At 72.9% G+C, this 25,423-nt stretch carries 25 protein-coding genes; 18 read left to right on the forward strand and 7 right to left on the reverse strand.

What is annotated here, in order from left to right:
- Positions 1 to 123 precede the first annotated feature (123 nt).
- The gene (gene meaB, locus RVR_RS25690) at positions 124 to 1,062 is read left to right on the forward strand and encodes a methylmalonyl Co-A mutase-associated GTPase MeaB (protein WP_202239134.1); all 939 of its coding nucleotides are present in this window, start codon (positions 124 to 126) and stop codon (positions 1,060 to 1,062) included.
- Positions 1,063 to 1,132: 70 nt separating this feature from the next.
- On the opposite strand, the gene RVR_RS25695 is transcribed toward meaB, so the two are convergent.
- Positions 1,133 to 2,449, reverse strand: a complete 1,317-nt coding sequence (locus RVR_RS25695) for an MFS transporter (protein WP_202236284.1) — start codon at positions 2,447 to 2,449, stop codon at positions 1,133 to 1,135.
- A gap of 70 nt (positions 2,450 to 2,519) precedes the next feature.
- Here RVR_RS25695 and RVR_RS25700 point away from each other — a divergent pair, with 70 nt between their 5' ends.
- On the forward strand, positions 2,520 to 3,509 hold the full coding sequence (locus RVR_RS25700) for an ArsR/SmtB family transcription factor (protein ID WP_202236285.1): 990 nt from the start codon (positions 2,520 to 2,522) through the stop codon (positions 3,507 to 3,509).
- A 71-nt stretch (positions 3,510 to 3,580) separates the two neighbouring features.
- On the opposite strand, the gene RVR_RS25705 is transcribed toward RVR_RS25700, so the two are convergent.
- Both RVR_RS25705 and RVR_RS25710 read right to left on the reverse strand, forming a co-directional pair.
- Complete coding sequence (locus RVR_RS25705) at positions 3,581 to 3,874, reverse strand: MTH1187 family thiamine-binding protein (RefSeq protein ID WP_202236286.1); 294 nt, start codon at positions 3,872 to 3,874, stop codon at positions 3,581 to 3,583.
- Positions 3,871 to 4,260: a DUF3817 domain-containing protein gene (locus tag RVR_RS25710; RefSeq protein ID WP_202236287.1), complete on the reverse strand. Its 390-nt coding sequence runs from the start codon at positions 4,258 to 4,260 to the stop codon at positions 3,871 to 3,873. Before RVR_RS25710 ends, RVR_RS25705 begins: the two co-directional genes overlap by 4 nt.
- Positions 4,261 to 4,540: 280 nt before the next feature.
- On the opposite strand from RVR_RS25710, the gene RVR_RS25715 reads away from it, so the two are divergent.
- From RVR_RS25715 to RVR_RS25755, 9 genes are all read left to right on the forward strand, one after another.
- A complete protein-coding gene (locus RVR_RS25715; RefSeq protein WP_202236288.1) occupies positions 4,541 to 5,425 on the forward strand; it encodes a DUF2127 domain-containing protein in 885 nt (294 codons plus the stop codon).
- 3 nt (positions 5,426 to 5,428) lie between these two features.
- A complete protein-coding gene (locus tag RVR_RS25720) occupies positions 5,429 to 6,067 on the forward strand; it encodes an AIM24 family protein (protein ID WP_202236289.1) in 639 nt (212 codons plus the stop codon).
- Positions 6,067 to 6,717 carry an AIM24 family protein gene (locus tag RVR_RS25725; RefSeq protein WP_202236290.1) on the forward strand — a complete coding sequence of 217 codons (651 nt, stop codon included), beginning with the start codon at positions 6,067 to 6,069 and terminating at the stop codon, positions 6,715 to 6,717. The genes RVR_RS25720 and RVR_RS25725 overlap by 1 nt, the downstream gene beginning before the upstream one ends.
- Positions 6,714 to 7,436 carry an AIM24 family protein gene (locus RVR_RS25730; RefSeq protein ID WP_237404955.1) on the forward strand — a complete coding sequence of 241 codons (723 nt, stop codon included), beginning with the start codon at positions 6,714 to 6,716 and terminating at the stop codon, positions 7,434 to 7,436. The genes RVR_RS25725 and RVR_RS25730 overlap by 4 nt, the downstream gene beginning before the upstream one ends.
- A gap of 88 nt (positions 7,437 to 7,524) precedes the next feature.
- Entirely contained in the window at positions 7,525 to 8,007 is a 483-nt protein-coding gene (locus RVR_RS25735) for a MarR family winged helix-turn-helix transcriptional regulator (RefSeq protein ID WP_202236292.1), read from the forward strand.
- Between the two features lie 98 nt (positions 8,008 to 8,105).
- The gene (locus RVR_RS25740) at positions 8,106 to 8,615 is read left to right on the forward strand and encodes a MarR family winged helix-turn-helix transcriptional regulator (RefSeq protein WP_202236293.1); all 510 of its coding nucleotides are present in this window, start codon (positions 8,106 to 8,108) and stop codon (positions 8,613 to 8,615) included.
- Between the two features lie 69 nt (positions 8,616 to 8,684).
- On the forward strand, positions 8,685 to 9,029 hold the full coding sequence (locus RVR_RS25745; protein ID WP_202236294.1) for a DUF3817 domain-containing protein: 345 nt from the start codon (positions 8,685 to 8,687) through the stop codon (positions 9,027 to 9,029).
- Positions 9,030 to 9,188: 159 nt separating this feature from the next.
- Entirely contained in the window at positions 9,189 to 10,889 is a 1,701-nt protein-coding gene (gene icmA, locus RVR_RS25750) for a coenzyme B12-dependent isobutyryl-CoA mutase large subunit (protein WP_202236295.1), read from the forward strand.
- Between the two features lie 119 nt (positions 10,890 to 11,008).
- Positions 11,009 to 11,182 (forward strand): DUF397 domain-containing protein, encoded by a 174-nt coding sequence (locus tag RVR_RS25755; protein ID WP_237404956.1) that lies wholly within the window; start codon positions 11,009 to 11,011, stop codon positions 11,180 to 11,182.
- Positions 11,183 to 11,193: 11 nt separating this feature from the next.
- On the opposite strand, the gene RVR_RS25760 is transcribed toward RVR_RS25755, so the two are convergent.
- Entirely contained in the window at positions 11,194 to 11,826 is a 633-nt protein-coding gene (locus tag RVR_RS25760; protein ID WP_202236297.1) for a TetR/AcrR family transcriptional regulator, read from the reverse strand.
- Positions 11,827 to 12,107: 281 nt separating this feature from the next.
- Between RVR_RS25760 and RVR_RS25765 the strand changes: the two genes are divergently transcribed.
- From RVR_RS25765 to RVR_RS25780, 4 genes are all read left to right on the forward strand, one after another.
- The gene (locus RVR_RS25765; RefSeq protein ID WP_202236298.1) at positions 12,108 to 13,082 is read left to right on the forward strand and encodes a tetratricopeptide repeat protein; all 975 of its coding nucleotides are present in this window, start codon (positions 12,108 to 12,110) and stop codon (positions 13,080 to 13,082) included.
- Positions 13,083 to 13,703: 621 nt separating this feature from the next.
- The gene (locus RVR_RS25770) at positions 13,704 to 14,333 is read left to right on the forward strand and encodes a DUF6230 family protein (RefSeq protein WP_202236299.1); all 630 of its coding nucleotides are present in this window, start codon (positions 13,704 to 13,706) and stop codon (positions 14,331 to 14,333) included.
- Positions 14,334 to 14,448: 115 nt separating this feature from the next.
- On the forward strand, positions 14,449 to 15,063 hold the full coding sequence (locus tag RVR_RS25775) for a DUF6114 domain-containing protein (RefSeq protein ID WP_202236300.1): 615 nt from the start codon (positions 14,449 to 14,451) through the stop codon (positions 15,061 to 15,063).
- Positions 15,053 to 16,375: a hypothetical protein gene (locus RVR_RS25780; protein ID WP_202236301.1), complete on the forward strand. Its 1,323-nt coding sequence runs from the start codon at positions 15,053 to 15,055 to the stop codon at positions 16,373 to 16,375. The genes RVR_RS25775 and RVR_RS25780 overlap by 11 nt, the downstream gene beginning before the upstream one ends.
- A 109-nt stretch (positions 16,376 to 16,484) precedes the next feature.
- Here RVR_RS25780 and pyk read toward each other — a convergent pair whose 3' ends face one another.
- From pyk to pta, 3 genes are all read right to left on the reverse strand, one after another.
- The gene (gene pyk / locus RVR_RS25785; protein ID WP_202236302.1) at positions 16,485 to 17,903 is read right to left on the reverse strand and encodes a pyruvate kinase; all 1,419 of its coding nucleotides are present in this window, start codon (positions 17,901 to 17,903) and stop codon (positions 16,485 to 16,487) included.
- A gap of 100 nt (positions 17,904 to 18,003) precedes the next feature.
- Entirely contained in the window at positions 18,004 to 19,155 is a 1,152-nt protein-coding gene (locus RVR_RS25790) for an acetate kinase (RefSeq protein WP_202236303.1), read from the reverse strand.
- Positions 19,152 to 21,233 (reverse strand): phosphate acetyltransferase, encoded by a 2,082-nt coding sequence (gene pta / locus RVR_RS25795; RefSeq protein ID WP_202236304.1) that lies wholly within the window; start codon positions 21,231 to 21,233, stop codon positions 19,152 to 19,154. The genes RVR_RS25790 and pta overlap by 4 nt, the downstream gene beginning before the upstream one ends.
- Before the next feature lie 279 nt (positions 21,234 to 21,512).
- On the opposite strand from pta, the gene RVR_RS25800 reads away from it, so the two are divergent.
- The 3 genes from RVR_RS25800 to RVR_RS25810 all read left to right on the forward strand — a co-directional run bounded on the left by RVR_RS25800 (position 21,513) and on the right by RVR_RS25810 (position 25,410).
- The gene (locus RVR_RS25800) at positions 21,513 to 22,511 is read left to right on the forward strand and encodes a 2-hydroxyacid dehydrogenase (RefSeq protein ID WP_202236305.1); all 999 of its coding nucleotides are present in this window, start codon (positions 21,513 to 21,515) and stop codon (positions 22,509 to 22,511) included.
- Between the two features lie 91 nt (positions 22,512 to 22,602).
- Complete coding sequence (locus RVR_RS25805; protein ID WP_202236306.1) at positions 22,603 to 23,628, forward strand: ATP-dependent 6-phosphofructokinase; 1,026 nt, start codon at positions 22,603 to 22,605, stop codon at positions 23,626 to 23,628.
- Positions 23,629 to 23,709: 81 nt separating this feature from the next.
- Positions 23,710 to 25,410 (forward strand): glycosyltransferase family A protein, encoded by a 1,701-nt coding sequence (locus tag RVR_RS25810; protein ID WP_237404957.1) that lies wholly within the window; start codon positions 23,710 to 23,712, stop codon positions 25,408 to 25,410.
- Positions 25,411 to 25,423: the final 13 nt, after the last annotated feature.

The raw sequence follows: 25,423 nt of genomic DNA on the forward strand, positions 1-25,423 counted from the left end.
AAAGGGAGAACACGCGCGGTGAGCGAGGGACGAACGGGCGGGGAGCGGGAGCGGCCACCCGGTGGGGACACCGGGCGGGACCGGACCGGGAGCGGGCCGCAGCGGGCGGCGGACGTCGGGACGCTGGTCGCGCAGGCGCGCGCGGGGCGGCCGCGCGCGGTGGCCCGGCTGATCTCGCTCGTGGAGGGCGGCTCGCCGCAGTTGCGCGAGGTGATGGCGGCACTCGCCCCGCTGACCGGCGGCGCCTACGTCGTCGGGCTGACCGGCTCGCCCGGCGTCGGCAAGTCCACCACGACCTCGGCACTGGTCACCGCGTACCGCAGGACCGGGCGCCGGGTCGGCGTGCTCGCTGTGGACCCCTCCTCGCCGTTCTCCGGCGGCGCGCTGCTCGGCGACCGGGTGCGGATGTCGGAGCACGCCTCCGACCCGGGCGTCTACATCCGCTCGATGGCCACCCGCGGCCACCTCGGCGGCCTGGCGTGGGCCGCCCCGCAGGCCATCCGGGTGCTGGACGCCGCCGGGTGCGACGTGGTGCTGGTGGAGACCGTCGGCGTCGGCCAGTCCGAGGTGGAGATCGCCGCGCAGGCCGACACCTCGGTGGTGCTGCTCGCGCCCGGCATGGGCGACGGCATCCAGGCCGCCAAGGCCGGAATCCTGGAGATCGGCGACGTCTACGTGGTGAACAAGGCCGACCGCGACGGCGCCGACGCCACCGCCCGCGAGCTGAACCACATGCTCGGCCTCGGCGAGGCCCGCGCGGCCGGGGACTGGCGCCCCCCGATCGTGCGGACGGTCGCCAGCCGCGGCGAGGGCGTCGACGACCTGCTGGACGCCCTCGACAAGCACCGCGGGTGGACGGAGGAGCGCGGCGCCCTCGCCGAGCGGCGCCGCGCCCGGGCCGCCGGCGAGATCGAGAACATCGCGGTGACCGCGCTGCGCCGCCGCATCGGCACCCTCCACGGCGACGCCCGGCTGTCCGCCCTCGCCGCCAGGGTCACCGACGGGACGCTCGACCCGTACGCGGCGGCCGACGAACTCGTCGCGGGCCTGACCGAGCCGTAGGAGCGCCCCCGGGGTGCCGCCGGACCGGTCCTTGAGCGGGCCCGACCGGCACGATCCGCCGGACGGGCCCTCAGGCGGGCTCGCCCGCCGGTGTGGCGGCCTCCGCGGCCGGGTCGGTCCGGCGCACCGATTTGACCACCAGGAACACCGCGGCCGTGCCCAGCAGCCCGCCGCCGCACACCACCGCGTACGGCGGCACCGCCTCCGCGACCGCGCCGGCGGCCGTCATGCCGACGCCCTGCAGGGTCATCAGACCGGTGCCCAGCAGCGTCATCGCGCGGCCGCGCATCTCCATCGGCACCGCCTGCACGAACCAGCGGTCCATCCCCAGCGCGTAGGCGCCGCACAGCCCGGTGACCGACAGCAGCCCGACCGCCACCGGCAGCGGCGGGTGGACGGCGAACGCGGCCAGCGGCAGCAGCGAGGCGGCCGCCAGCGGCAGGGTGATCCGGTCCCGCGCGTCGGGACCGAGCAGCGAACCGGCCATCGTCTGCCCGATGACGGTGCCGGCCGGCATCGCGGCGAGGAAGACGCCGTAGCCGACCGATCCGGCCCCGGCGTCGGCCGCGAACGGCACCGCCACACCCTCGGCGACGCCGAAGAACATCGGCGGCACCCACCACATCAGCAGCAGTGCCCTGATCCGCGGGTGGGACAGCAGGCGGCCGCTGGCCGCGAGCGACTCGCGCATCAGCGCGCTGCCCCGCCCGCCGCGGGCGGGCCTGGGGAGCGTGCCGAACCGCAGCAGCAGCGCCGAGCACAGGAACGTGCACACGGTCACGTAGAGCGTCTGGCGCGGGGTGAGCCAGGCGACCACCGCGCCGGCCACCCCGAACCCCACGATCTGCGAGGACTGGGACACCATCGAGATCAGTGACCGGCCGAGCACGAACAGGTCGCCGGTCAGGATCTCGGACAGGCTCGCCCCGCGGGTGCCGGTGAACAGCGGCGAGATGATCGAGACGCCCATCCGCAGCACCAGCAGCGCGGCGATCGGCATGCCCGGGATCACCATCAGCGCGACGCAGGAGGCCGACAGCAGGTCGCAGGTGACCAGGATCCGACGGGCCGGGGCCCGGTCGGTGATGCCGGACAGCAGCAGCCCGCTCAACGCGTACGGCAGTGTGGTCAGCGCGAAGACCAGCGCGGTCAGCAGCGCCGAGCCGGTCTGCCGGAACACCAGGACCGCCAGGGCGACTTCGCAGAAGACGGTGCCGAGCATGGAGAGCACGTGGGCGGCGAACATCGCCCGGAACTCCCGGACCGCGAACACCGCGCCGTACCCGGCGCCGGTGTCCTCCTTCTCCGTGGTGTCGGAGGAGTGGTCCGAGCCCGTCCGCGGGGGGTGGTTGCCCCCACGGGACGGGTGCTCGCTGTCCGTTGTCATGACATCACACTGGTGGCAGTGGCCCCACCCGTCGTAGTCTTTCGGCCACTGCCGAATCTTGGGGGGTGTGATGCCGTCGCGCATGCGTTTCGCCGCCGAGGAACTGCTGCGCTGCCGCTTCGCGATATCGCCGCTGCGCGAGGCCCAGGGGGCGATCCGGACCCTCTCCCACCCCGACCGCCACGGCTACCACCTGCCGTGGCTGCGCCAGGTTCGCACGATCGCCGCCGGCCTGGACCTGACCGCGTTCTGGCTGCTCACCCCGGAGAACGGGCACGGCCCGGACTTCCTCCACCCGGTCCCCGCGCTGCCGTTGGCCGCGCTGGAGGACGAGATCGCCGCGATCAGGGCCACCGACCCGGACCTCGCCCGGCGGCAGATCGCCCAGGCGCTGGCCCAGACCCCGGGCGCGACGGACACCCGCCGCGGCCGCGCGATGCTCGCCGATCCGGCCGGCACCGTGCGCCAGCTCGCCGGGCAGTACGAACACGTGTGGTCCGCGCTGCTCGCGCCGCACTGGCCGCGGCTGCGGGCGGTCCTGGAGGCCGATGTCGCCTACCACGCGCGGCGGTTGGCCGACGGCGGCATGCAGCGGCTGTTCACCGGGCTGCATCCGCTGCTCAGTTGGTCGGACGGGGCGCTGACCGTCGGCGGGTCCCTGCCGGACGCGCGGCTGCCGTCGGCCCGCGGCGGGCTGGTGCTGGTGCCGAGCGTCTTCTTCTGGCCCGAGGCGGGCAGCGCGTTCGACCCGCCGTGGCAGCCGACCGTGGTCTACCCCGCGCGCGGGGTGGGCGGGCTGTGGGCGCGGAGCGGACCCAGCGCGTCCGCCGCGCTGGTCCGGCTGCTGGGCGCGAACCGGGCGGCGATCCTCACCGGGCTGGACGCCCCCACGACCACCACCGCCCTCGCCCACCGGCACGAACTGGCGATGTCCTCCGTCTCCGCGCACCTGGCGGTCCTGCGTGACGCCGGGCTGCTCAGATCCCGCCGCTACGGCCACCAGGTGCTCTACGAGCGCACCCCGTTGGGCATCGCGATGGCGACCGGCGGCCTGATCTGACCGCCCCGCAGCGGCCTTCGCACAAAGCCTGCTCCGCGGCGGCCGCCGCGCGGCGCCCGCCCGCGCCGTCGTCACCGCGCGAGCAGCCGCTCCACCGTCTCGACCTTCGAGGTGAGCCCGTCCGTCACCGACGGGCGGATGTCGGCCTTGAGCACCAGGGACACCCGGGGCGCGCGTGCCTCGACCGCGGCCACCGCGCGCCGGACGACGTCCATCACCTCGTCCCACTCGCCCTCGATCGAGGTGAACATCGCGTCGGTGCGGTGGGGCAGCCCGGACGCGCGGACCACCCGCACCGCGTCCGCGACGTACTCCCCGACGTCCTCGCCGACGCCCAGCGGCGTCACGGAGAAGGCCACGATCACGCCGAGGTCACCGCCTCGGCGCCCGAGCCGGTCTCGGCATCCGCACCGGCCGCGGCCCGCTCCTGGGCGGCCCGGGCCGTCGCCACCGCCCGCTCGCACTCCCGCGCGAGCATCCGCTCCGCGAAGAAGCCGCCGGTCGGCAGCACCGAGAGCACCAGGTAGAGCGCCGAGCGGCCGAGCGGCCAGCGCGCGCGGTTCCAGGCGTCGGCCCAGAAGAGCACGTAGATGATGAACAGGATGCCGTGCACCATGCCCATCACCGGCACGGCGTTGAAGTCCGTGGTGCTCTTGAGCACCACGCACACCAGCAGGATCACGAAGGACGCCGCCTCCGGGGCGGAGATCAGGCGCAGCCGGCGCAGGGCGGCGGCGGTCTTGAGTTCCACGGGAACCTCGCTGTCGGGAGCTGTCGGGAGCTGTCGGGAACGGTCGGGAACGGTCGTGCGGTCGCGGACCGGTGGCGGGCGGGCGGACGCCGCGTTCTTGTGAAGACGATCACAAGCTCCCACCCATTATCACCGGGCCCCGCCCGCCTCCCGTGGCCGGGGTGGGCAACCGCACGCCGGGCGATAACGTCCCTGTCCACGGGACGGAGTCCGGCGCCGGCACCCCGCCCCACCCCTCCACCTTCCGTTTCCGAGCGACCACCCACGGGGACCGACACCGATGAGCAGAGACTGGGACCGCAGGCACTGCGCCAGCAAGGGCCACATCACCTACGCGCCCGACGAGCCGGGCCTGCGCGAGCGGCTGCACGCGGAGACCGCCGTGGGCACCGTGTGGCGCTGCCTGCGCTGCGGGGACTTCGTGCTCGGCGAGCCGCACGGTTCCGGGCCGGCCGCGCAGGCGCCCCTGGTGCCGCGGGGCCGGGCGCTGCGCGACCTGTTCATCCTGCGCTTCCTCGCCGTGGAGCGGGTGCTGCGCGGACTGCTGGTGATCCTGGCCGCCTGGGCGGTGTGGAAGTTCTCCAACTCCCAGGACGCGGTGCGCCGCCTCTTCGAGGACGACCTCACCGTCTTCCGCCCGGTCGCGGACCACTTCGGCTACGACCTGGACCACTCGCCGGTCGTCGACACCATCCAGAAGACCTTCGACTACAAGAAGTCGACGCTGCACGTGGTGGCCGGCGGCCTGCTCGGCTACGCCCTGATCGAGACGGTCGAGGGCGTCGGGCTCTGGTTCGGCAAGCGCTGGGCGGAGTACCTGGCGGTGATCGCCACCGCCGCGTTCCTGCCGATCGAGGTCTACGAACTCACCGAGAAGACGAGCGGGTTCAAGATCGGCACGCTGGCGCTCAACGTCGTCGCCGTCCTCTACATCCTCATCGGCAAGCGGCTGTTCGGGCTGCGCGGCGGCCACGCGGCCTTCGAGGCGGCCCGGCGCGGGGCGTCGCTCATCGAGGTCGAGGCGGCGGCCGGCGCGGTGGACACCGCGGGCACCCCCGCCCCCGCGGGGGGAGCGCCGGGCGGCGGTGCCAGGCCGCCGCTGCCGGTCCGCCGACGCTCCTCGCCGTCCGCCCCCTCCTCGTCCTCCTCCGCCGATACCGTGTGAGCCATGGCGAACTTCCGGTTGCAGGGCACCCGCGTCCTGGCCGTCGACCTGGCGGGCGACGCGGTCAAGGCGAAGAACGGCGCCATGGTCGCCTACGACGGCGAGATGACGTTCAAGAAGATGACCGGCGGCGGCGAGGGCCTGCGCGGGCTGGTGACCCGCAGGATCACCGGTGAGTCGATGGCCGTGATGGAGGTCAGGGGCCACGGCACCTGCTACTTCGCCGACCGCGCCACCGAGATCAACCTGGTGCGGCTGGACGGCGGGAAGCTCTTCGTCGAGGCGTCCAACCTGCTGGTCACCGAGCCGTCGCTGCGCACCGGCACCACCTTCACCGGGCTGCGCGGCGCCTCCCAGGGCAACGGCCTGTTCACCACCACCGTGGAGGGCACCGGGCAGGCCGCCATCATGTCCGACGGCCCCGCGATCGTGCTGCGGGTCAGCGCGCAGACCCCGCTCGTGGTGGACCCGGGCGCCTATGTCGCGCACACCGGCGGCCTGCGCCAGCAGCTCCAGACGGCGGTCGGCTGGCGCACCCTGGTGGGGGAGGGCTCCGGGGAGAGCTTCCAGCTCCGCTTCGAGGGCGAGGGCCTGGTCTACGTACAGCCCAGCGAGCGTGTCACCGTCGGAGGGCAGCTCTAGTGCCGTTCACCCGGATCAACTCGAAGATGGTCGAGGCGGCCGTCGTGCCCGGGCAGCGGGTGTTCAGCCAGCGCGGCGCCATGCTCGCCTACCGCGGCCGGGTCGCCTTCACGCCCAGCATCACCGGCGGGCAGGGCGGCGTGATGTCCATGATCGGCCGCCGCGTCGCGAACGAGGCGACCCCGCTGATGACCGTGGAGGGGTCCGGGTCGGCGATGTTCGGCCACGGCGGCCACCACATCCACACCGTGGACCTCACCGGCGAGACGCTCTACGTCGAGGCCGACCGGCTGCTCGCCTTCGACGGCTCGCTCCGGCAGGGCACGATGTTCATGGGCTCGCAGGGCGGCGTGATGGGCGTGATCCGCGGCCAGGTCACCGGGCAGGGCCTGTTCACCACCACCCTGGCGGGCAAGGGCTCGGTCGCGTTCATGGCGCACGGCGGCGTCGTCGAACTGCCGATCACCGCGAGCGGCCCGGTCCACGTCGACCCCCAGGCGTACGTCGCCCACCGCGGGGACGTGCGCAACCGGCTGACCGCCGCGCTCGGTTGGCGCGAGATGGTCGGCCGCGGCTCGGGCGAGGCGTTCCAACTGGAGCTGTCCGGCAACGGGACGGTCTACGTGCAGGCGTCCGAGGAGAAACTGTGAGCCACCCGCCCCCGCCGCCCTCCGTGCCGCCGACACCGCCGACCGGGCCGGTGGTGCACGACGCGTGGACGCTGCCGTCGAACGACAACGTCAACCCGTACGCCTTCAGCGTGGCCCTCGACGGCCAGTGGTTCCTGCAGAAGGGGAAGATGATCGCCTACTACGGGCAGATCGACTTCCAGGCGATCGGCGCCGGCCCGCTCGACCACCTCGTCGCGGAGAACTTCCACTCGCCGACGCACGCCGCCGACTGGGTCGTCGCCCAGGGCCGTGGCAGGATGCTGCTCGCCGACCGGTCCTACGACATCAACTCCTACGACCTGGACGAGGGCAACCTCACCATCCGCTCGGGCAACCTGCTCGCCTTCCAGCCCGGCCTGTCGCTGAAGCAGTCGATCATCCCGGGCTTCCTCACCCTGATCGGCACCGGCACCTTCGTGGCCGCCTCCAACGGGGCGGTGCACTTCGTGGAGCCGCCGGTCCGGGTGGACCCGCAGGCGCTCGTCGGCTGGGCCGACTGCCCCTCGCCCTGCCACCACTACGACCACGCGTACCTGCGCGGGGTGCTCGGCGGCGTCAGGGCGCTCACCGGCCTGGGGGGCGCGTCGGGCGAGGAGCACCAGTACGAGTTCGTCGGTGCCGGACAGGTGCTGCTCCAGTCCACCGAGTCGGTGCTCGCCGAGCGCCCCACCGGAGCGGGCCCCGCGCCGGGCACGTAACCCCGCAGGCCCCCCGGTCGTTCCGCAGGGTGACCACCCGGCTACCCTGGCGAGCGTCCGGGGGTGCGACTCCCGGTAGCATGGCGGCATGGAGACCGAGACCGCGGACGCCCCCGCCACCTGGCTCAACGAGGAAGAACAGCGCGCCTGGCGGCTTCACTTGGACGTCAGCCGCCTGCTCATGTACCAACTCGAGCGCGACCTCCAGCCGTTCGGCCTGACCAACAACGACTACGAGATCCTGGTCAACCTCTCCGAGGCCCCCGAGCGCCGGATGCGGATGAGCGACCTGGCGAAGTCCACGCTCCAGTCCAAGAGCCGGCTGTCCCACCAGATCACCCGGATGGAGAGCTCCGGCCTGGTCCGCCGGGAGGACTGCGAGTCCGACCGCCGCGGGCTGTACGCGGTCCTCACCGACCAGGGCTGGGCCACCATGAGCGAGGTCGCCCCGCGCCACGTCGCCTCCGTCCGCGCGCACTTCGTGGACCGGCTCGCGCCCGGGTCGCTCACCGCCTACCGTCAGGCGCTCCAGCCGGTGGCCGAGCACCTGCGCGCCGAGCGCGTCAGGTAGCCGGACGGGGTGGTCGGCCCGGCGGGCACCGGGCGCCGGAGGTGCCCACACGATGGACATGTGTGCCCAGTATGTGACCGGCGGGTAGGCTCGGAGCCGTGCCAAAGCCGTTGAGCCTGCCCTTCGACCCCATCGCCCGCGCCGACGAGCTGTGGACGAGGCACTGGGGCGGTGTGCCGTCGATGTCCGCCATCACCTCCATCATGCGCGCCCAGCAGATCCTGCTCGGCCAGGTCGACGCGGTGGTCAAGCCGTACGGCCTGACCTTCGCCCGGTATGAGGCGCTGGTGCTGCTCACCTTCTCCCAGGAGGGCGAGCTGCCGATGTCCAAGATCGGCGAGCGGCTGATGGTCCACCCCACCTCCGTGACCAACACCGTCGACCGGCTGGTCTCGGCGGGCCTGGTCGACAAGCGCCCGAACCCCAACGACGGGCGCGGCACCCTCGCCTCGATCACCGCCAAGGGCCGCGAGATCGTCGAGGCGGCGACCCGCGACCTGATGGCGATGGACTTCGGCCTCGGTGTGTACGACAAGGAGGAGTGCGGCGAGATCTTCGCCCTGCTGCGGCCGCTGCGGATAGCGGCGGGGGACTTCCAGGCCGAGTGAGGCCGCGGCGGGTGCCCGCCCGCGGCCCCGGATGCGGTGGGAGGTTCGGGGCGGTTTAGTCTCGTACCCATGAAACCCAGCGTGTTGACCCGTTACCGGGTGATGGCCTACGTGACGGGTGTGCTGCTGATCGTGCTCACCCTCAGCGTGATCGCGGAGTACGTGCTCCACCTCGACGGCGCGAGCACCGCGACCGGCATCGTGGGCTTCGCCCACGGCTGGCTCTACGTCGTGTACCTGATCTTCGCCTTCGACCTGTGCGCCAAGGCGAAGTGGCCGCTCGGCCGGATGGCCTGGGTGCTGCTGGCCGGCACCGTGCCGACCGCCGCCTTCTTCGTCGAGCGCCGGGTCACCCGCGAGCTGGCGCCGCAGGTGGTCCGCGCCGAGCAGGCCGCCGAACCGGTCGAGGTCTGACCGGCCGGCCGGAAACCCGGCCGGAACCCCCGGTCGGGCGCCACCGCCGCCACCGGATTCGCCGCTCCGCCGCAGGTCGCAGCCCTCCTCGCCGGTCCCACCCGGCTGGAGGGCCGCTCCGCGTCGACATGTACTAGGACGTCCAAGTAAATTTGGAGCATGGACGCCCACGAGATCGAGACAGGCCGCCGGCGCTGGCAGGCGCGCTACGACTCAGCGCGCACCCGGGACGCCGACTTCACCACCCTCTCCGGTGACACCGTGCAGCCGGTGTACGGACCACCGCCCGGCGCCGACGTGCCGGGCTTCGAGCGCATCGGCTGGCCGGGGGAGTACCCCTTCACCCGCGGCCTGCACGCCACCGGCTACCGCGGCCGGACCTGGACCATCCGCCAGTTCGCCGGCTTCGGCAACGCCGAGCAGACCAACGAGCGCTACAAGATGATCCTGGAGGCGGGCGGCGGCGGGCTGTCCGTCGCGTTCGACATGCCGACGCTGATGGGCCGCGACTCCGACGACCCGCGCTCGCTCGGCGAGGTCGGCCACTGCGGGGTGGCGATAGACTCCGCGGCCGACATGGAGGTCCTCTTCGGCGGCATCCCGCTCGGCGACGTCACCACCTCGATGACGATCTCCGGCCCGGCCGTCCCGGTCTTCTGCATGTACCTGGTCGCGGCCGAGCGCCAGGGCGTCGATCCCGCCGTGCTCAACGGCACCCTGCAGACCGACATCTTCAAGGAGTACATCGCGCAGAAGGAGTGGCTCTTCGCGCCCGACCCGCATCTGCGGCTGATCGGCGACCTGATGGAGCACTGCACCGCGTCCGTGCCCGCCTACAAGCCGCTGTCGGTCTCCGGCTACCACATCCGCGAGGCGGGGGCGACGGCCGCGCAGGAGCTGGCCTACACCCTGGCCGACGGGTTCGGGTACGTGGAGCTGGGCCTGTCCCGCGGTCTGGACGTCAACACCTTCGCGCCCGGGCTCTCCTTCTTCTTCGACGCGCACCTGGACTTCTTCGAGGAGATCGCCAAGTTCCGCGCCGCCCGCCGGATCTGGGCCCGCTGGATGCGCGAGGTGTACGGCGCCACCTCGGACAAGGCGCAGTGGCTGCGCTTCCACACCCAGACCGCCGGCGTCTCGCTCACCGCCCAGCAGCCGTACAACAACGTGGTCCGCACCGCGGTCGAGGCGCTGTCGGCGGTGCTCGGCGGCACCAACTCGCTGCACACCAACGCGCTGGACGAGACGCTGGCGCTGCCCAGCGCGCAGGCCGCGGAGATCGCGCTGCGCACCCAGCAGGTGCTGATGGAGGAGACCGGGGTGGCGGGCGTGGCCGACCCGCTCGGCGGCTCCTGGTACGTGGAGGCGCTCACCGACCGGATCGAGGCGGACGCGGAGAAGATCTTCGACCGGATCAGGGAGCTGGGCGCCCGGGCGGTGCCGACCGGGGAGCACCCGATCGGCCCGATCACCTCGGGCATCCTGCGCGGCATCGAGGACGGCTACTTCACCGGCGAGATCGCCGAGTCCGCCTTCCGCTACCAGCGGGCGCTGGAGAAGGGCGAGAAGAAGGTGGTGGGCGTCAACTGCCACACCGGCTCGGTCACCGGCGACCTGGAGATCCTGCGGGTCAGCCACGAGGTGGAGCGGGAGCAGGTGCGGGTGCTGGCCGACCGCAGGGCCGCCCGCGACGACGCCGCGGTGCGCGCCGGGCTCGACGCGATGCTCGCCGCCGCCCGCGACGGGTCCAACATGATCGAGCCGATGCTCACCGCGATCCGGGCCGAGGCCACGCTCGGTGAGGTCTGCGGTGTGCTGCGGGAGGAGTGGGGTTCGTACACCGAACCGGCGCGATTCTGATCCTTCGTCACTCGATCGGACCAACACCCCCTTCCTGTAGTCGAGTTGGTCACGGGATGCTACTGGCGGCACGCCCGTGCTCTCGCACGCCCAACCGGCATCCTTCAGGAAGGAACCGTGTGGCCCTCGAAGCGACCGTCGGCGACGACGGGATGATCTACATCCGTGAGACGCAGCGGCCCGACGTGGTGGCGGTGACCACGCCCGCGAAGTGGGAGGCGTTCGTCAAGGGCGTCAAGGCCGGGGAGTTCGACCACTTCGCGGCGGAGGAGGTGGAGGCGGAGGCCGGTTGACGCCGCGCGTCTCAGCAGTCCGGCGCCGCGGTCAGGCCGCCCACCAGCAGCCGGGCCAGCCGGTCGGCCCACTCCGGGTCGACCGGCTCGGAGCTGACCATCACGCGGTGCACCACCGCGCCCGCCACCACGTCGAAGATCAGGTCGTCGCGGGCCGGGTCCGCGGCGCCGTCGCCGTCGGGCAGTTCGCCGCGCCGCTGGGCCCGGGCCCGGCCGAGCAGCACCAGGTGCTTCTGCCGGTCGACGATCGCCGCCCGGATGCGCTCGCGCAGCGCCGCGTCGTGGCCGGCCTCGGCGACCACCGCCATCAGCGAGGTGCGGGTCTCCGGGCGGTCGAGGACGGCGGCGAAGCGCAGCACCACGCCCTCGATGTCGGCCCGGAGGCTGCCGCGGTCGGGCAGTTCGAGGTGTTCGTCGAAGAGCGCCGCGAGCGCGTCCACCACCAGTTCGTTCTTGCCCGCCCACCGCCGGTACAGGGTGGTCTTGGCCACGCCCGCCCGGGCCGCCACGTCGCCGAGCGTCAACCCGCCGTAGCCCAGCTCCACCAGGGCCTCGCGGGTCGCGTCCAGGATGGCGCGGTCCGCCTCGGCGCTTCGGGGCCGCCCGGTGCGTCGCTGCGGGTGGGCCGGGGGAGTGGGGGGCATAGGCCGGACCATACCGGCCGGTAGCCTCCGCGGCGCGAGTGATCGTTGTCACAGCGCGCGTCCCTGCGCGGCCCGCGTCCGGCAGTTACGCTACGAGTCGTAGCGAAAGGGTGGGCGCCGCCCGCCCGCCGACGCGACGGCCACACCGTACGGACGGGGATTCCGTACCGACGACACGCCGCGGCGACGTCCTCGCCGTGACGGCCACCGCTCCGCACCCGCAATCCGGCGGGTATCGGGGTCTGTACACGCTTTGCTCCGCGACGGGGGAGGATTGCCTCATGCAGCCACGGAACATGTCCATGAGCGGCGTGGTCGACCTCGCCGCGGTGAAGGCGGCCACTGAGGCCAAGGCGAAGGCCGAACAGGCCAGGGCACAGCGTCAGGAGACCGGCCCGGGCGCCGCACCCGCCTCCCCGCTCGTCATCGAGGTGACCGAGGCGACCTTCGAGAGCGATGTCCTGCAGCGCTCCGCCGAGGTCCCGGTCGTCATCAGCTTCTGGGCCGATCAGGCCGAGCAGAGCAAGCAGCTCAACGCGGTGCTGGAGCGCCTGGCCGGCGAGTACCGGGGGCGCTTCGTCCTCGGCACCGCCGAGGTCTACGCCAACCAGATGCTCTTCCAGCAGTTCGGCGTGCAGGGCGTGCCGGCGGTCTTCGCGGTCCTGGCCGGGCAGGCGATGCCGCTCTTCCAGGGCGCCGCACCCGAGGAGCAGATCACCGAGGTGCTCGACCAGGTGATCGCGGTCGCCGAGCAGCGGTTCGGCATCGTCGGCGCCGAGGTGGACCCGGGCGAGGCCGCCGCGCAGCCCGCCGAGCCGGCGCCGCCGCGCCCCGCCACCCCGCAGGAGCTCGCGCTCTCCGCGGCCCACGAGGCGCTGGACGCGGGCGACCTGGCCGGCGCGGTCCAGGCGTACCGGAACGTGCTGTCCGACGAGCCGGCCAACACCGAGGCCAAGCTGGGCCTGGCGCAGGCCGAGTTGCTCCAGCGGGTGGAGGGCGCCGACCCGCAGCAGGTGCGCAAGGCCGCGGCCGACGCGCCCGCCGACATCGACGCCCAGCTCGCCGCCTCCGACCTCGACCTGGTCGGCGGTCACGTGGAGGACGCCTTCGGGCGGTTGGTGGACACGGTGCGCCGTACCGCCGGCGAGGACCGGGACCGGGCGCGGCTGCGGCTGTTGGAGCTGTTCGAGGTGATCGGCCCGGAGGACCCGCGGGTCGCCGCGGCGCGCACCGCGCTGGCCCGGGTGCTCTTCTGACCGGCGCCGGGGGCTTCGGTTACTCAACCTTTTAGCGACACGGCGGCCGCACTTTATCAAACCGTGACAATGGGCGGCCGCTGTTACTTCCGGTAGGAAGCCCCTCCCCGTTTGCGCGCCTTCGTCCGGTGATGCCGGATTCGCGCGCGCGGAATTCGGTCACGCAGCGTCAGAAATCGGCCTTCGGTGATCATGTTGGTGACGCTCTGCCGTTACTCGCTGGTAACGAACCCCCTTGTGCACCGGCCGCGAATGGACCACGATCGGCCAAGCTCGGTCCCGTAGCCGTGCGTCCGGCCGCCAGCCGGTGCGACGGAGACGGGTCCCCGCCGGGCGGGGTGCGCGGTGATCGCCGTCGCCCCGGGACAGGGGGGTCTCCGTCCACGGATGGAACCGGATGGAACCGGATGGAGCCTGTCCCGCAAGGTTGCGCGAGAGCGTGGCCAGTGGTTGTCGCTCGGGGGTGATCGCCGACGTTCGGACACCGCCGTCCGTGACTCCCCCGGGAGGGGACGGCCCGCCGACCACCGGCGCTCTCCTTCCCGAGGACGTAGCACTTCTCCCATCCCGGGCCGGGCCCGAACGATCCGGCCGGAGATGTACGTCCGAGAAGGAGGAACAATGGAGTCGATCGTTCGTGGCGGTACCAGATGGCGGCGGTTCGCCGTCGTCATGGTGCCGAGCGTCGCGGCAACGGCCGCGATAGGCGTGGCGCTGGCCCAGGGGGCGCTTGCCGCGTCCTTCAGCGTGTCGGGCCAGGAGTTCAAGGTGCACGCCGACACCTTGAACGGCACCGGGTTCATCCAGTACGGCGCGGTCGACGTGCAGCACGGCGGCACGGCGCAGCCGGTCGCGGTCTCGGCCTTCAAGTCCGCCACCATCACCGGCCTGTGCCAGTCGGTGGTCCTGCCGAAGATCCCGCTGGTCGGCGATGTGACGCTGCGCCTGACCGCCGGCAACAACGGCAAGAAGGTCAAGGCCACCAACCTCTACATCGACCTGAACCAGCTCAACGCGGATGCCACCTTCTACGACATCAACATCGGTGTCGCGGCGGGCGACAGCCAGAAGGGTCCCGGTGTCGCGGCCGGCGACAAGGCGGACCCGGGTTCGTTCGCGCAGGAGGCCGACCGGGCCGTCCTGACGAACGTGGACCAGACCGCGTGGGCGACCAGTGCCGGCACCTTCAAGCTCGCCGGCCTGAGCATGAGCGTGAAGAAGGGCTCCGGCTCCGGAGTCGAGTGCTACTAGGCGATCAGGCGAAAGCCGCGCCGAGTGGCCGCGGGCGAGTCGCGCGGGACGCGACTCGCCCAGGCCGCCGAACGTATCCCCACCGCACCAAGCCAGTCCCAGGGAGCTGTTTTCGATGAGCGCCGAGTCGACAGGACTGAGTGCCCGGTTCCGCTACGGTCGTCTGGCGTTCCGCCACTGGAGGTGGCAACGCCCCTTCTGGGCCGGACTGCTGACCCTCGTGGCGGGCCTGCCCATCGCGTACTTCCCGTACGCGGACCTCACGCTCGGCCAGTTGACCGTGCGGATGTCCACCACCACCGGGTCCGCCTCGCTGATCATCGGTGTGCTGCTGTTCGTGCTCGGACTGACCATGTGGTTCCAGTCCGCGGTACGGATCTTCGCCGGTGTCGCCTCGATCCTGCTCGCGCTCGTGTCGCTGCCGGTGTCCAACGTCGGCGGCTTCCTGATGGGATTCGTGCTCGCGTTGCTCGGCGGAGCACTCGCCGTCTCCTGGGCGCCCGGCGTCCCGGCGACGGACGAGCCCGGCGAGAAGGCCGAACTCCCCGACGGCGACCCGGGTCCGGCGGGCGAGGACGAGGGCGCCCCCGGCGCCGCGCGCCCCGACGACCCGTTCGTGCCCGCGCAGGCCACGGGCGACGAGCCGCAACGTGCCGAGGAGCCGGTGCTGGCCGGCGGCCGCGGCGACGAAGAGACCACCAAGGAGAACGGGAGGCACCGTGCTGGGTGACGACGCTCAGCCGGCCACGAGCGACGGGCCACGCGCCAGGGCGACCTCGGGGCCGCGCCACGCGGCTCCGCGCAAGTCGCTGCTGACCAAGCTGCATGTCCCCGCCGGCAAGGCGGTGGCGCTCGCCGCGATGCCCACGGCGGTGCTGATGGGCATGGGCCTGACCCCGCATCTCGCGCAGGCCGACGAGCCCTCGACGCCGTCGTTCGCGCCCGGTGCCTGCGTCTCCCAGTCCGAGACGCCGTCCCCGACGGCGAGCGGCCAGGACACGAAGGCTGCCAAGAAGGACACCAAGACGGCGGACGCGGACGGCAAGGACGCGAAGTCCGGGGACACCGGCTCGGGCACCCCGTCGCCCACGGCCAGCCCGGAGGGCGACCGGCCGGCCCCGACCGCGAGCCCGAGCGCGTCCCCCTCGGCGGGCGGTTCGGCCAGGACGTCGACGTCCACGCCGGCGGCCACCACCGCCCCCACGCCGACGCCGACCTCCTCCTACAACCCGCTCGACCCGCTGGGCCTGGGCGACCTGCTGAACGGGCTGCTGGGCGGCAAGAAGAGCGATCCGACGCCGACCCCGGCGCCCACCACGGCGAGCCCGACGCCCACGCCGAGCGCCACCACGCCGGCGCTCGACCCCACGCCCACCGGCGGCTCGGGGTCGGACGGTGCGGCCGGCACCGTCAAGAAGACCACCAAGGGCGCCACGGAGACCGCCGGGAAGGCCGTCAAGGGCCTCACGGACGCCACCGCGACCCCCAAGCCGACCACCAGCCCGTCGGCCACCCCGTCGCCCTCCAGCACGTCCGCGGACGGCAAGCAGGGCTATCCCTGCCCGACGTACGACGCCAAGGCGCTCGACGACGCGAAGACCGAGGGCGGCATACCGCTGCTGCCGGACGAGCCGTGGACGCTCAAGAGCAGCATCCTGACCCTGCACGGCCTCGACTACGAGGGCATCGTGCAGGTCAAGACGGCGAGCGGTGAGGTCAAGGACGTCCTGAAGTTCACCACCACCGGCATCGACATCGGCGACCTCGACCAGTTCGTGGTCGGCCCGAACGGCAAGGGCCACACCGAGGTCAAGGCCGCCAAGGGCTCGACCTCCACGATCACCGGCGGCACCACGACGCTCTACACCGAGTCGCTCAGCGGCAACCTGCTCGGCCTGATCCCGATCACCTTCACGCCGAAGGCCCCGCCGCCGCTCACCCTGCCCGAACTGTTCTTCACCGACGTGACGGTCGTCAACGCCGGCCAGTTCGGCGGCGACCTGCACGTGCCGGGCATGCAGGTGCTGCCCGACCAGCCCTAGCGGGCGGTGTCCCCGCCCTGGCGGGAAGCGTCCCCGCGCCGGGCCCCCGGACGGCGAAGCGGCCACGTACCCCCTCCCACAGGGGTGCGTGGCCGCGGCTCGCGAGGGGTCAGTTCCCCAGGTGGTGCACCCGGACCAGGTTGGTGGTGCCGGGGACGCCGGGCGGGGAGCCGGCCGTGATGATCACGGTGTCGCCCTTGGCGTACTCCGAGAGCTTGAGCATCTCCCGGTCGACCAGCTCCACCATCGCGTCGGTGTTGTCGACGTGCTCGACCACGAACGTCTCGACGCCCCAGGTCAGCGCGAGCTGGTTGCGGGTGGAGGGGTCGGTGGTGAAGGCCACCACCGGCTCGGGCACCCGGTAGCGGGCCAGCCGGCGCGCGGTGTCACCGGACTTGGTGAAGGCCACCAGGGTGCGCGCGTCGAGGAAGTCGGCCAGCTCGGCGGCCGCGCGGGCCACCGCGCCGCCCTGGGTACGCGGCTTCTTGCCCGGCGCCAGCGGTTGCAGGCCCCGGCACAGCAGCTCCTCCTCGGCGGCCTCCACGATCCGCGCCATCGTCTTGACCGTTTCCACGGGGTACTTGCCGACCGAGGACTCCGCCGACAGCATCACCGCATCCGCGCCGTCCAGGATCGCGTTGGCCACGTCGGACGCCTCGGCGCGGGTCGGCCGGGAGTTGGTGATCATCGACTCCATCATCTGGGTCGCCACGATCACCGGTTTGGCGTTGCGGCGGCACAGCTCGATCAGCCGCTTCTGCACCACCGGCACCTTCTCCAGCGGGTACTCCACCGCGAGGTCGCCGCGGGCGACCATCACGGCGTCGAACGCCATGACGACGTCCTCCATGTTCTCCACCGCCTGCGGCTTCTCCACCTTGGCGATGACCGGTACCCGGCGGCCCTCCTCGTCCATCACCCGGTGCACGTCGCGCACGTCCTTGGCGTCCCGGACGAAGGACAGCGCGACCATGTCCACGCCCATCCGGAGCGCGAACCGCAGGTCCTCGATGTCCTTCTCGGACAGCGCGGGCACGTTCACCGACGCGCCGGGCAGGTTGATGCCCTTGTGGTCGGAGATCACGCCGCCCTCGACCACCAGCGAGCGGACCCTGCTGCCCTCGACCTCGATGACCCGCAGGGCGACGTTGCCGTCGTTGATCAGGATCGGGTCGCCCTGCGAGACGTCGCCGGGCAGGCCCTTGTAGGTGGTGCCGCAGATGGTGCGGTCGCCGGGCACGTCGTCGGTGGTGATGACGAACTCGTCGCCGGCCACCAGCTCCACCGGCCCGTCGGCGAAGGTGGCCAGCCGGATCTTCGGACCCTGGAGGTCGGCGAGCACGCCGACCGCGCGGCCGGTCTCCTCGGCGACCTTGCGCACGCGCTGGTAGCGGCTCTCGTGCTCGGCGTGGCTGCCGTGGCTGAAGTTGAGGCGGGCCACGTTCATACCGGCGTCGACCAGCGTCTTGAGCTGGTCGTAGGAGTCGACGGCGGGACCCAGGGTGCAGACGATCTTGGCTCGGCGCATGGGCACTATCCTATCGGTTTGTTCCGCTCCGGAATAATGTGGGGCTGCGTAGCTGGTGCCTTCGGCGTCGGTCCCCCGCGGGACCTCGGACGTGAAGTCCTCAAGCGCTCGCCAGGGCATAAGTATCCCGTGCGATCTCGAACTCCTCGTCGGTGGGGACCACCGCCACCGCCACCCGGCTGGCCGCGGTGGAGACCAGCCGGGCTCCCGAGGCGCGGACGGCGTTGTGCACCGGGTCGAGCGCGATGCCCAGGCCCTCCAGGTCGCGCAGGGCCGCGGCGCGCACCGCGGCGGAGTTCTCGCCCACGCCCGCGGTGAAGGCGATCGCGTCCACCCGGCCGAGCACCGCGGTGAACGCCCCGACGTAGCGGCGCAGCCGGTGCACGTAGACGTCGAAGGCGAGCCGGGCCGCCGCGTCGCCCTCGCCCATCCTGCGGCCGATCTCCCGCATGTCGTTGGCGCCGCACAGCCCCAGCAGGCCGGAGCGCTTGTTGAGCAGCGCGTCGATCTCGTCGGTGCGCATCCCGGCGACCCGCTCCAGGTGGAAGACCACCGCGGGGTCGACGTCGCCGGAGCGGGTGCCCATCACCAGCCCCTCCAGCGGTGTCAGCCCCATCGAGGTGTCCACACACACCCCGCCGCGCACCGCGGACGCCGAGGCGCCGTTGCCCAGGTGCAGCACGATCACGTTGGCGTCGGCCGGCTCCCGGCCCAGCAGCGCGGCCGTGGCCCGGGAGACGTAGGCGTGCGAGGTGCCGTGGAAGCCGTAGCGGCGGATGCCGTAACGGTCGGCGGTGGCGGCGTCGATGGCGTAGCGGGCCGCCGCCTCCGGGATGGTCGCGTGGAAGGCGGTGTCGAAGACCGCCACCTGCGGCAGGTCGGGGCGCAACCGGCGGGCAACCTTGATGCCGGTGATGTTCGCCGGGTTGTGCAGCGGGGCGAGTGGCACCAGCTTCTCGATCTCCTCGACCACCTCGTCGGTGATCAGGGTCGGCCCGGTGAAGCGGGTGCCGCCGTGCACCACCCGGTGCCCGACCGCCGCCAGCCGGGGCGAGTCCAGGCCCAGGCCCTGCCCGTCCAGGTCCCGCGCGACCTGCCGCAGCGCCTCGGCGTGGTCGGCGGCGCCGCCCTCCTCGCCGATCCGCTCCACCACGCCGGAGGCGGGCCGGGAGCCGTCGGCCATGTCGAGAAGCTGGTACTTCACCGACGAGGAGCCGGAGTTGAGCACGAGTACGCGGGTCGCGGCAGTCACCGGAGGTCCCCCTGGGCCTGGATCGCGGTGATCGCGACCGTGTTGACGATGTCCTGGACCAGCGCGCCGCGGGACAGGTCGTTGACCGGCTTGCGCAGGCCCTGGAGGACCGGCCCGACCGCGACCGCGCCCGCCGAGCGCTGGACGGCTTTGTAGGTGTTGTTGCCGGTGTTCAGGTCCGGGAAGACCAGCACCGTGGCCCGGCCGGCCACCGCGGAGCCCGGCAGCTTCGCCGCCGCGACCACCGGCGAGACCGCCGCGTCGTACTGGATCGGGCCCTCGACCAGCAGGTCCGGGCGCCGCTGGCGGACCAGTTCGGTGGCCGCCCGCACCTTGTCCACGTCGGCGCCCGAGCCGGAGGTGCCGGTGGAGTACGACAGCATCGCCACCCGCGGCTGCACGTCGAAGCGGGCCGCGGTGCCGGCCGCCTGGATCGCGATGTCCGCGAGCTGCTCGGCGTCCGGGTCGGGGTTGACCGCGCAGTCGCCGTAGACCAGCACCCGGTCGGCCAGGCACATGAAGAACACCGAGGAGACGATGGCCGCGCCCGGCCGGGTCTTGATGATCTCGAAGGCCGGGCGGATCGTGGCGGCCGTGGAGTGCACCGCGCCCGAGACCATGCCGTCGGCCAGGCCCTCCTGCACCATCAGCGTGCCGAAGTACGACACGTCGGCGACCACGTCGTAGGCCAGCTCGTAGCTGACGCCCTTGTGCGCGCGGAGCTTGGCGTACAGGGCGGCGAAACGGTCCCGCAGCGGCGAGGTGTGCGGGTCCACGATGTCCAGCGCCGGGTCGTCCAGGCCGATGCCGAGGTCGCCCGCCTTCTTGCGGACCGCGTCCTCCTCGCCGAGCAGGGTCAGTTCGCACACGCCCCGGCGCAGCAGCACCTCGGCGGCGCGCAGGATGCGCTCCTCGCCGCCCTCGGGCAGCACGATCCGCCGCTTGTTCGTCCTGGCCCGCTCCAGCAGCGCGTGCTCGAACATCATCGGGGTGACGCGCGCGGAGCGGGCCACCGACAGCCGCTCGGTCAGCTCGGTGGTGTCCACCCCCGTCTCGAACAGGCCGAGCGCGGTCTCCGCCTTGCGCGGGGTGCCCGCGCCGAGCTTGCCGTCCAGCCCGAACAGCTCGGTAGCGGTGAGGAACGAGCCGGTCGGCACCGCCACCACGGGGGTGCCCGGGGCCAGCCGGTCGGCCAGCCGCAGGATGTCCTGGCCGGGCTTCTCGCCCAGGGTCAGCAGCACGCCCGCGATCGGCGGCGCGCCGGCGGAGTGCGCGGCCAGCGCTCCTATGATCAGGTCGGCGCGGTCGCCGGGAGTGACCACCACGCAGCCGGGCGTCAGCGCCGGCAGGAAGGTCGGCAGCATCGCCCCGCCGAAGACGAAGTCCAGCGCGTCCCGGGCCAGCCCCGCGTCGTCGCCGAGCAGCACCTCCGCGCCGAGCGTCTGCACGATCTGCCGGACCGTGGGCGCCGACAGCGCGGGCTCGTCGGGCAGCACGTAGACCGGCACGTCCAGGCTGCGCCGCAACTGGTCGGCCGCGGAGTCGAGCTGGTCGGGGTCCACCCGGTTGGCGACCATCGCGATCACGTCGCAGCCGAGGTTGGTGTAGGCGTGGTGGGCGTTGCGGACCTCCGCGACCACCGACTCGGCGTTCTGGTCGCGACCGCCGATCACCGGCAGCACCGACGCGCCGCACTCGTTCGCCAGCCGGGCGTTCACCCCCAGTTCGGCGGGCAGGTTGGTGGCGGCGAAGTCCGAGCCGAGGACGAGCACCGTGTCGTAGCTCTCCGCGACCCGCAGGTACCCCTCGACGAGTCGCGCGGTCAGCGCGTCCTGGCCCTGCTCGGCCTGGAGGGCCGCGGCCTCCTCGTACCCCATGCCGAAGTACGTCGCCGGGTCCTGGGTGAGCCGGTAGCGGCCGCGCAGCAGCTCGAAGATCCGGTCGGGGGTGTCGTGGACCAGTGGGCGGTAGAGGCCGACCCGGTCCACCTGGCGGGTCAGCAGCTCCATCATTCCGAGTTCCACGACCTGACGGCCGTCGCCACGGCCGATGCCCGTGACGTAGACGCTGCGCGTCACCCCTGTGCTCCGTTCCTGCCGAACCCGTGCCGCGGGAGCGGTGCCTGCCGCGCGGGGTGTCCTGGGTGCGTACGTGCGTACGCACAGCAGACGCTAACGCGCCAACCGGGCGAATGCCCGACGAGGGCGGGGCCTGTCGGGGTCGCGTCGGGGGACGGGCGGGGCACTGGGCCGTTCGGGGACCGCCGTGCGAGCGCGGCGCGGCGCCCCCCGCGCTTCCGGCGGGTGGCACCGGACGGGCACGTAGAGTGAGGGGAAGCGGAGACGGAGGGCGGCGCCATGGAGGTCCTGGCTACCGGAGTGCAGCGTGACGAGCGGCCCCTGCTGGAGCGCGCCTTCGCGCCGCGGCACGACGTCCGCTGCCTGGAGACCGTGCTGACCGCCGACACCCTCCCGCTCGCCGCGGGGTACGAAGCGGTGTCGACCAGCGTCAACGCGGTCCTGGACGCGCCCGTGCTGGAGGCGCTGGTGCGCGGCGGCACCCGGCTGATCACCCAGCGCTCCACCGGCTACAACAACATCGACCTCGCGCACGCCGAGCGGCTGGGGCTGACCGTGGCCCGGGTGGCCCGCTACTCCCCGTACGCGGTCGCGGAGTTCGCGTGGGCGCTGGCCATGGCGCTCAACCGCCGTGTCGTGCGGGCCGCCTCGCGCACCCGCGACTTCGACTTCCGGCTGGACGGGCTGCTCGGCCGGGACTTCCACGGCCGCACCGCCGGGGTCATCGGCACCGGGCGGATCGGCTCGGCGTTCGCCGCGATCGCCCGCGGCTTCGGCATGCGGCTGCTCGGCTGGGACATCTCGGTCAGCCCGCGGTGCCAGGAGATGGGCATGGAGTACGTCGAACTCGACCGGCTGCTGCGCGAGTCCGACCTGATCAGCCTGCACGTCCCGCTGATGCCCTCCACCCACCACCTGCTGGGCGCACGGCGGTTGGGCGAGCTGAAGGACGACGCGATCGTGGTCAACACCGGCCGCGGCGCGCTGATCGACGCCGACGCCCTGGTGGACACGCTGCGCGCGGGCCGGCTCGGCGGGGTGGGCCTGGACGTGTACGAGGAGGAGGCCGGCGTCTTCTTCTACGACAAGTCGCTGGAGGTGATGACCGACGACACCCTGGCCCGACTGCTGACCTTCACGAACGTGCTGGTCACCTCGCACCAGGCGTACTTCACGGTGGACGCGGTGGAGGAGATCGTCACGGCGACCGTCCGCAATGTGGACGACTACCTCGCCGGACGGATCACCGAGTGCACGCTGATCCCGAAGTCCCCGTGACACCGGGGGCCCGGTCCGCCCGGCCCGAACGGCGGCGCGGACCCGCGCCCGGTCCGCGAACCGCTACCCGTGTCTCCTGGAGAGAACGCCCATGCGTATCGGAGTGCTCACCGCCGGCGGCGACTGCCCCGGCCTCAACGCCGTCATCCGCTCGGTCGTGCATCGCGCGCTGACCGGCCACACGGACGAGGTGATCGGCTTCGAGGACGGTTTCGTCGGCCTGCTGGAAGGCAGGTTCCGCGAGCTCGACCTCAACTCCGTCAGCGGCATCCTGGCCCGCGGCGGCACCATCCTCGGCTCGGCCCGGCTGGAGCGGGCCCGGCTGCGCGAGGCCGCCGACAACGCCGACGAACTGTGCGCCCGGTACGGCATCGACGTGCTGATCCCGATCGGCGGCGAGGGCACCCTGACCGCCGCCCGGATGCTCTCCGACGCGGGCATGCCGGTGGTCGGCGTGCCCAAGACCATCGACAACGACATCAACGGCACCGACCGCACCTTCGGCTTCGACACCGCGGTCACCGTCGCCACCGAGGCGATCGACCGGTTGCAGACCACCGCGGAGTCCCACCAGCGGGTCATGGTGGTCGAGGTGATGGGCCGGCACGCCGGCTGGATCGCCCTGGAGGCCGGGATGGCCAGCGGCGCGCACGGCATCTGCGTGCCCGAGCGGCCCTTCGACCCGGCCGACCTGGTGGACGTGGTGGAGAAGCGGTTCGCCCGCGGCAAGAAGTTCGCGGTGGTCTGCGTCGCGGAGGGCGCGCACCCGGCGAAGGACACCATGGAGTACGGCGTCGGCGCCATCGACAAGTACGGCCACGAGCGGTTCAACGGCATCGGCACCACCCTCGCCCGCGAGTTGGAGAAGCGGCTGGGCAAGGAGGCCCGCCCGGTCATCCTCGGCCACGTCCAGCGCGGCGGGGTCCCCACGCCGTACGACAGGGTGCTGGCCACGCGCTTCGGCTGGCACGCCGTCGAGGCCGCGCACGCCGGCTCCTTCGGGCACATGACGGCGCTGCACGGCACCCGCGTCGTGATGGTCCCGCTCGCCGACGCCGTCACCCACCTCAAGACCGTGCCCGAGGACCGGATGGAGGAGGCCGAGTCGGTGTTCTGACCGCCGCCCCGCGCGCGGGTCAACTCCCGTACAACTCTTCGCCACGCTCGGGGGTCTTCCCAGCAAAGCACCGTTCAAGTGGTGCGCGGGAGGGGAATCGCCGTGCTGAAGGCCAGTGTTGTCGTACCCGTCTACAACGCCGGAGCGTACATAGACCGTTGCGCTCCGTCGCTGACCGGGCAGAGCATCGGGCCGGACGCCTACGAGGTCATCTACGTCGACGACGGCTCCACCGACGACTCGGCGCAGCGGCTGGCCCGGCTGGCCGCCCGCTTCCCGCACGTGCGGGTGCACGCCCAGGAGAACTCCGGCTGGCCGGGGAAGCCCCGCAACGTCGGCATCAGGATGGCCCGCGGCGCCTACGTGCACTTCGTCGACCAGGACGACGAACTCGCCCCCGACGCGCTGGAACGGCTGTACGCGCTCGCGGCGCGCAACCGCTCCGACATCGTGTTCGGCAAGGCGCACGGCGAGATGCAGGGACCGGGGAACATCTTCCGCTTCACCCGGGAGCGCTGCTCGGTCCGGGACACCGAGCTGTTCGAGACGCTCACCCCGCACAAGATGTTCCGCCGCGCCTTCCTGCTGGAGCACGGCATCGAGTTCCCCGAGGGCCGGGTCCGGCTGGAGGACCAGCTCTTCCTGGCCCGCGCCTACCCGCTGGCGAAGACCGTCTCCATCCTGGGCGACCACCCCGTCTACCACTGGCAGCGCCGCGGCGACGGCGGCAACAACAGCAGCCGGCCGCCCAGCCCCGAGGACTACTACGGGCACCTGCGCAACGTGGTGCGCGCGGTCAAGGAGCGCTCCGAGCCCGGCGAGGTCCAGGACCGCATGCTGCGCCGCAACTACCGGGTGGAGATCCTGCGCCCGGTCACCGAGCCCCGGGTGCTGCAACGCACCGGCCGGCAGTTGGAGCGCCACTTCCGGATCGTCCGCGACCTGGCCCGCGAGGAGTTCCCGCCCGGGGTCGCCGCCGGTCTGCCCGGCGTCGCGGGGCTGCGCGCCCACCTGCTGGAACAGGGCAACCTCGACGGGCTGGTCGCGCTGGGCCGCAGGGCGGGGGCCGTCCGGCTGCACGTCGAGGTCGGCGCCGCGCGCTGGCGCGGCGGCCGGCTCACGCTGCCGCTGCGGGTCTGGCTGGTGCACGGCGACGGCAGCCCGGTCTCCCTCGTGCGCCGGCCCGGCGGCGGCTTCCTGCTCGACCCGGGGATGCTGGCCGACATCCCCGGCCAGGACGCGTGGGAGATCCAGGACCCCTTCGCGTACGCGCACGGTGAGGTGCTCGTCAAGGACCCGCGGCGCACCCTGTACTGGTACCCCGAGACCGACCTGCGGCCGCGGCTGGAGGACCTGGGGGAGGACCGGTGCCACGTCGTGCTGGCCGCCGACACCGTCATCGACCCGCTCACCCTGGCCGGCGGCGGCCCGCTGGACCCCGGCCGCTACGAACTGTGGATGGACGTCCAGTCACTGGGCCTGGGCCGCCGGCCCCGGGTGACCCTTCCCGAGCGGGCCCGCCGCGCCGGCCACCCCGGCCGCCGTGCCGCCCGCCTGGCCGTCGTCGGCACCCCGCCGCGCATGGTCGTGGCCGCCTGGAACGGGCCCGGCGGGCAACTCCAACTGCGCGTCGCCCCGCCGCGGAAGACCTCGCTGCGGCGGACCGTGCTGATCGGGGCGGCCGCCGACGAGCGGCTGCACACGCCCGCCAGGGCGGTCTTCCGCCGCCTGCCGCCGGCCGCCCGCGCCCGGCTGCGCCGCAGCCTGCGGCCCGACGAGTGACCCGGGCCGCCCC

Origin of the sequence: Streptomyces sp. SN-593 (assembly GCF_016756395.1) — a bacterium.
Taxonomy (GTDB): domain Bacteria; phylum Actinomycetota; class Actinomycetes; order Streptomycetales; family Streptomycetaceae; genus Actinacidiphila; species Actinacidiphila reveromycinica.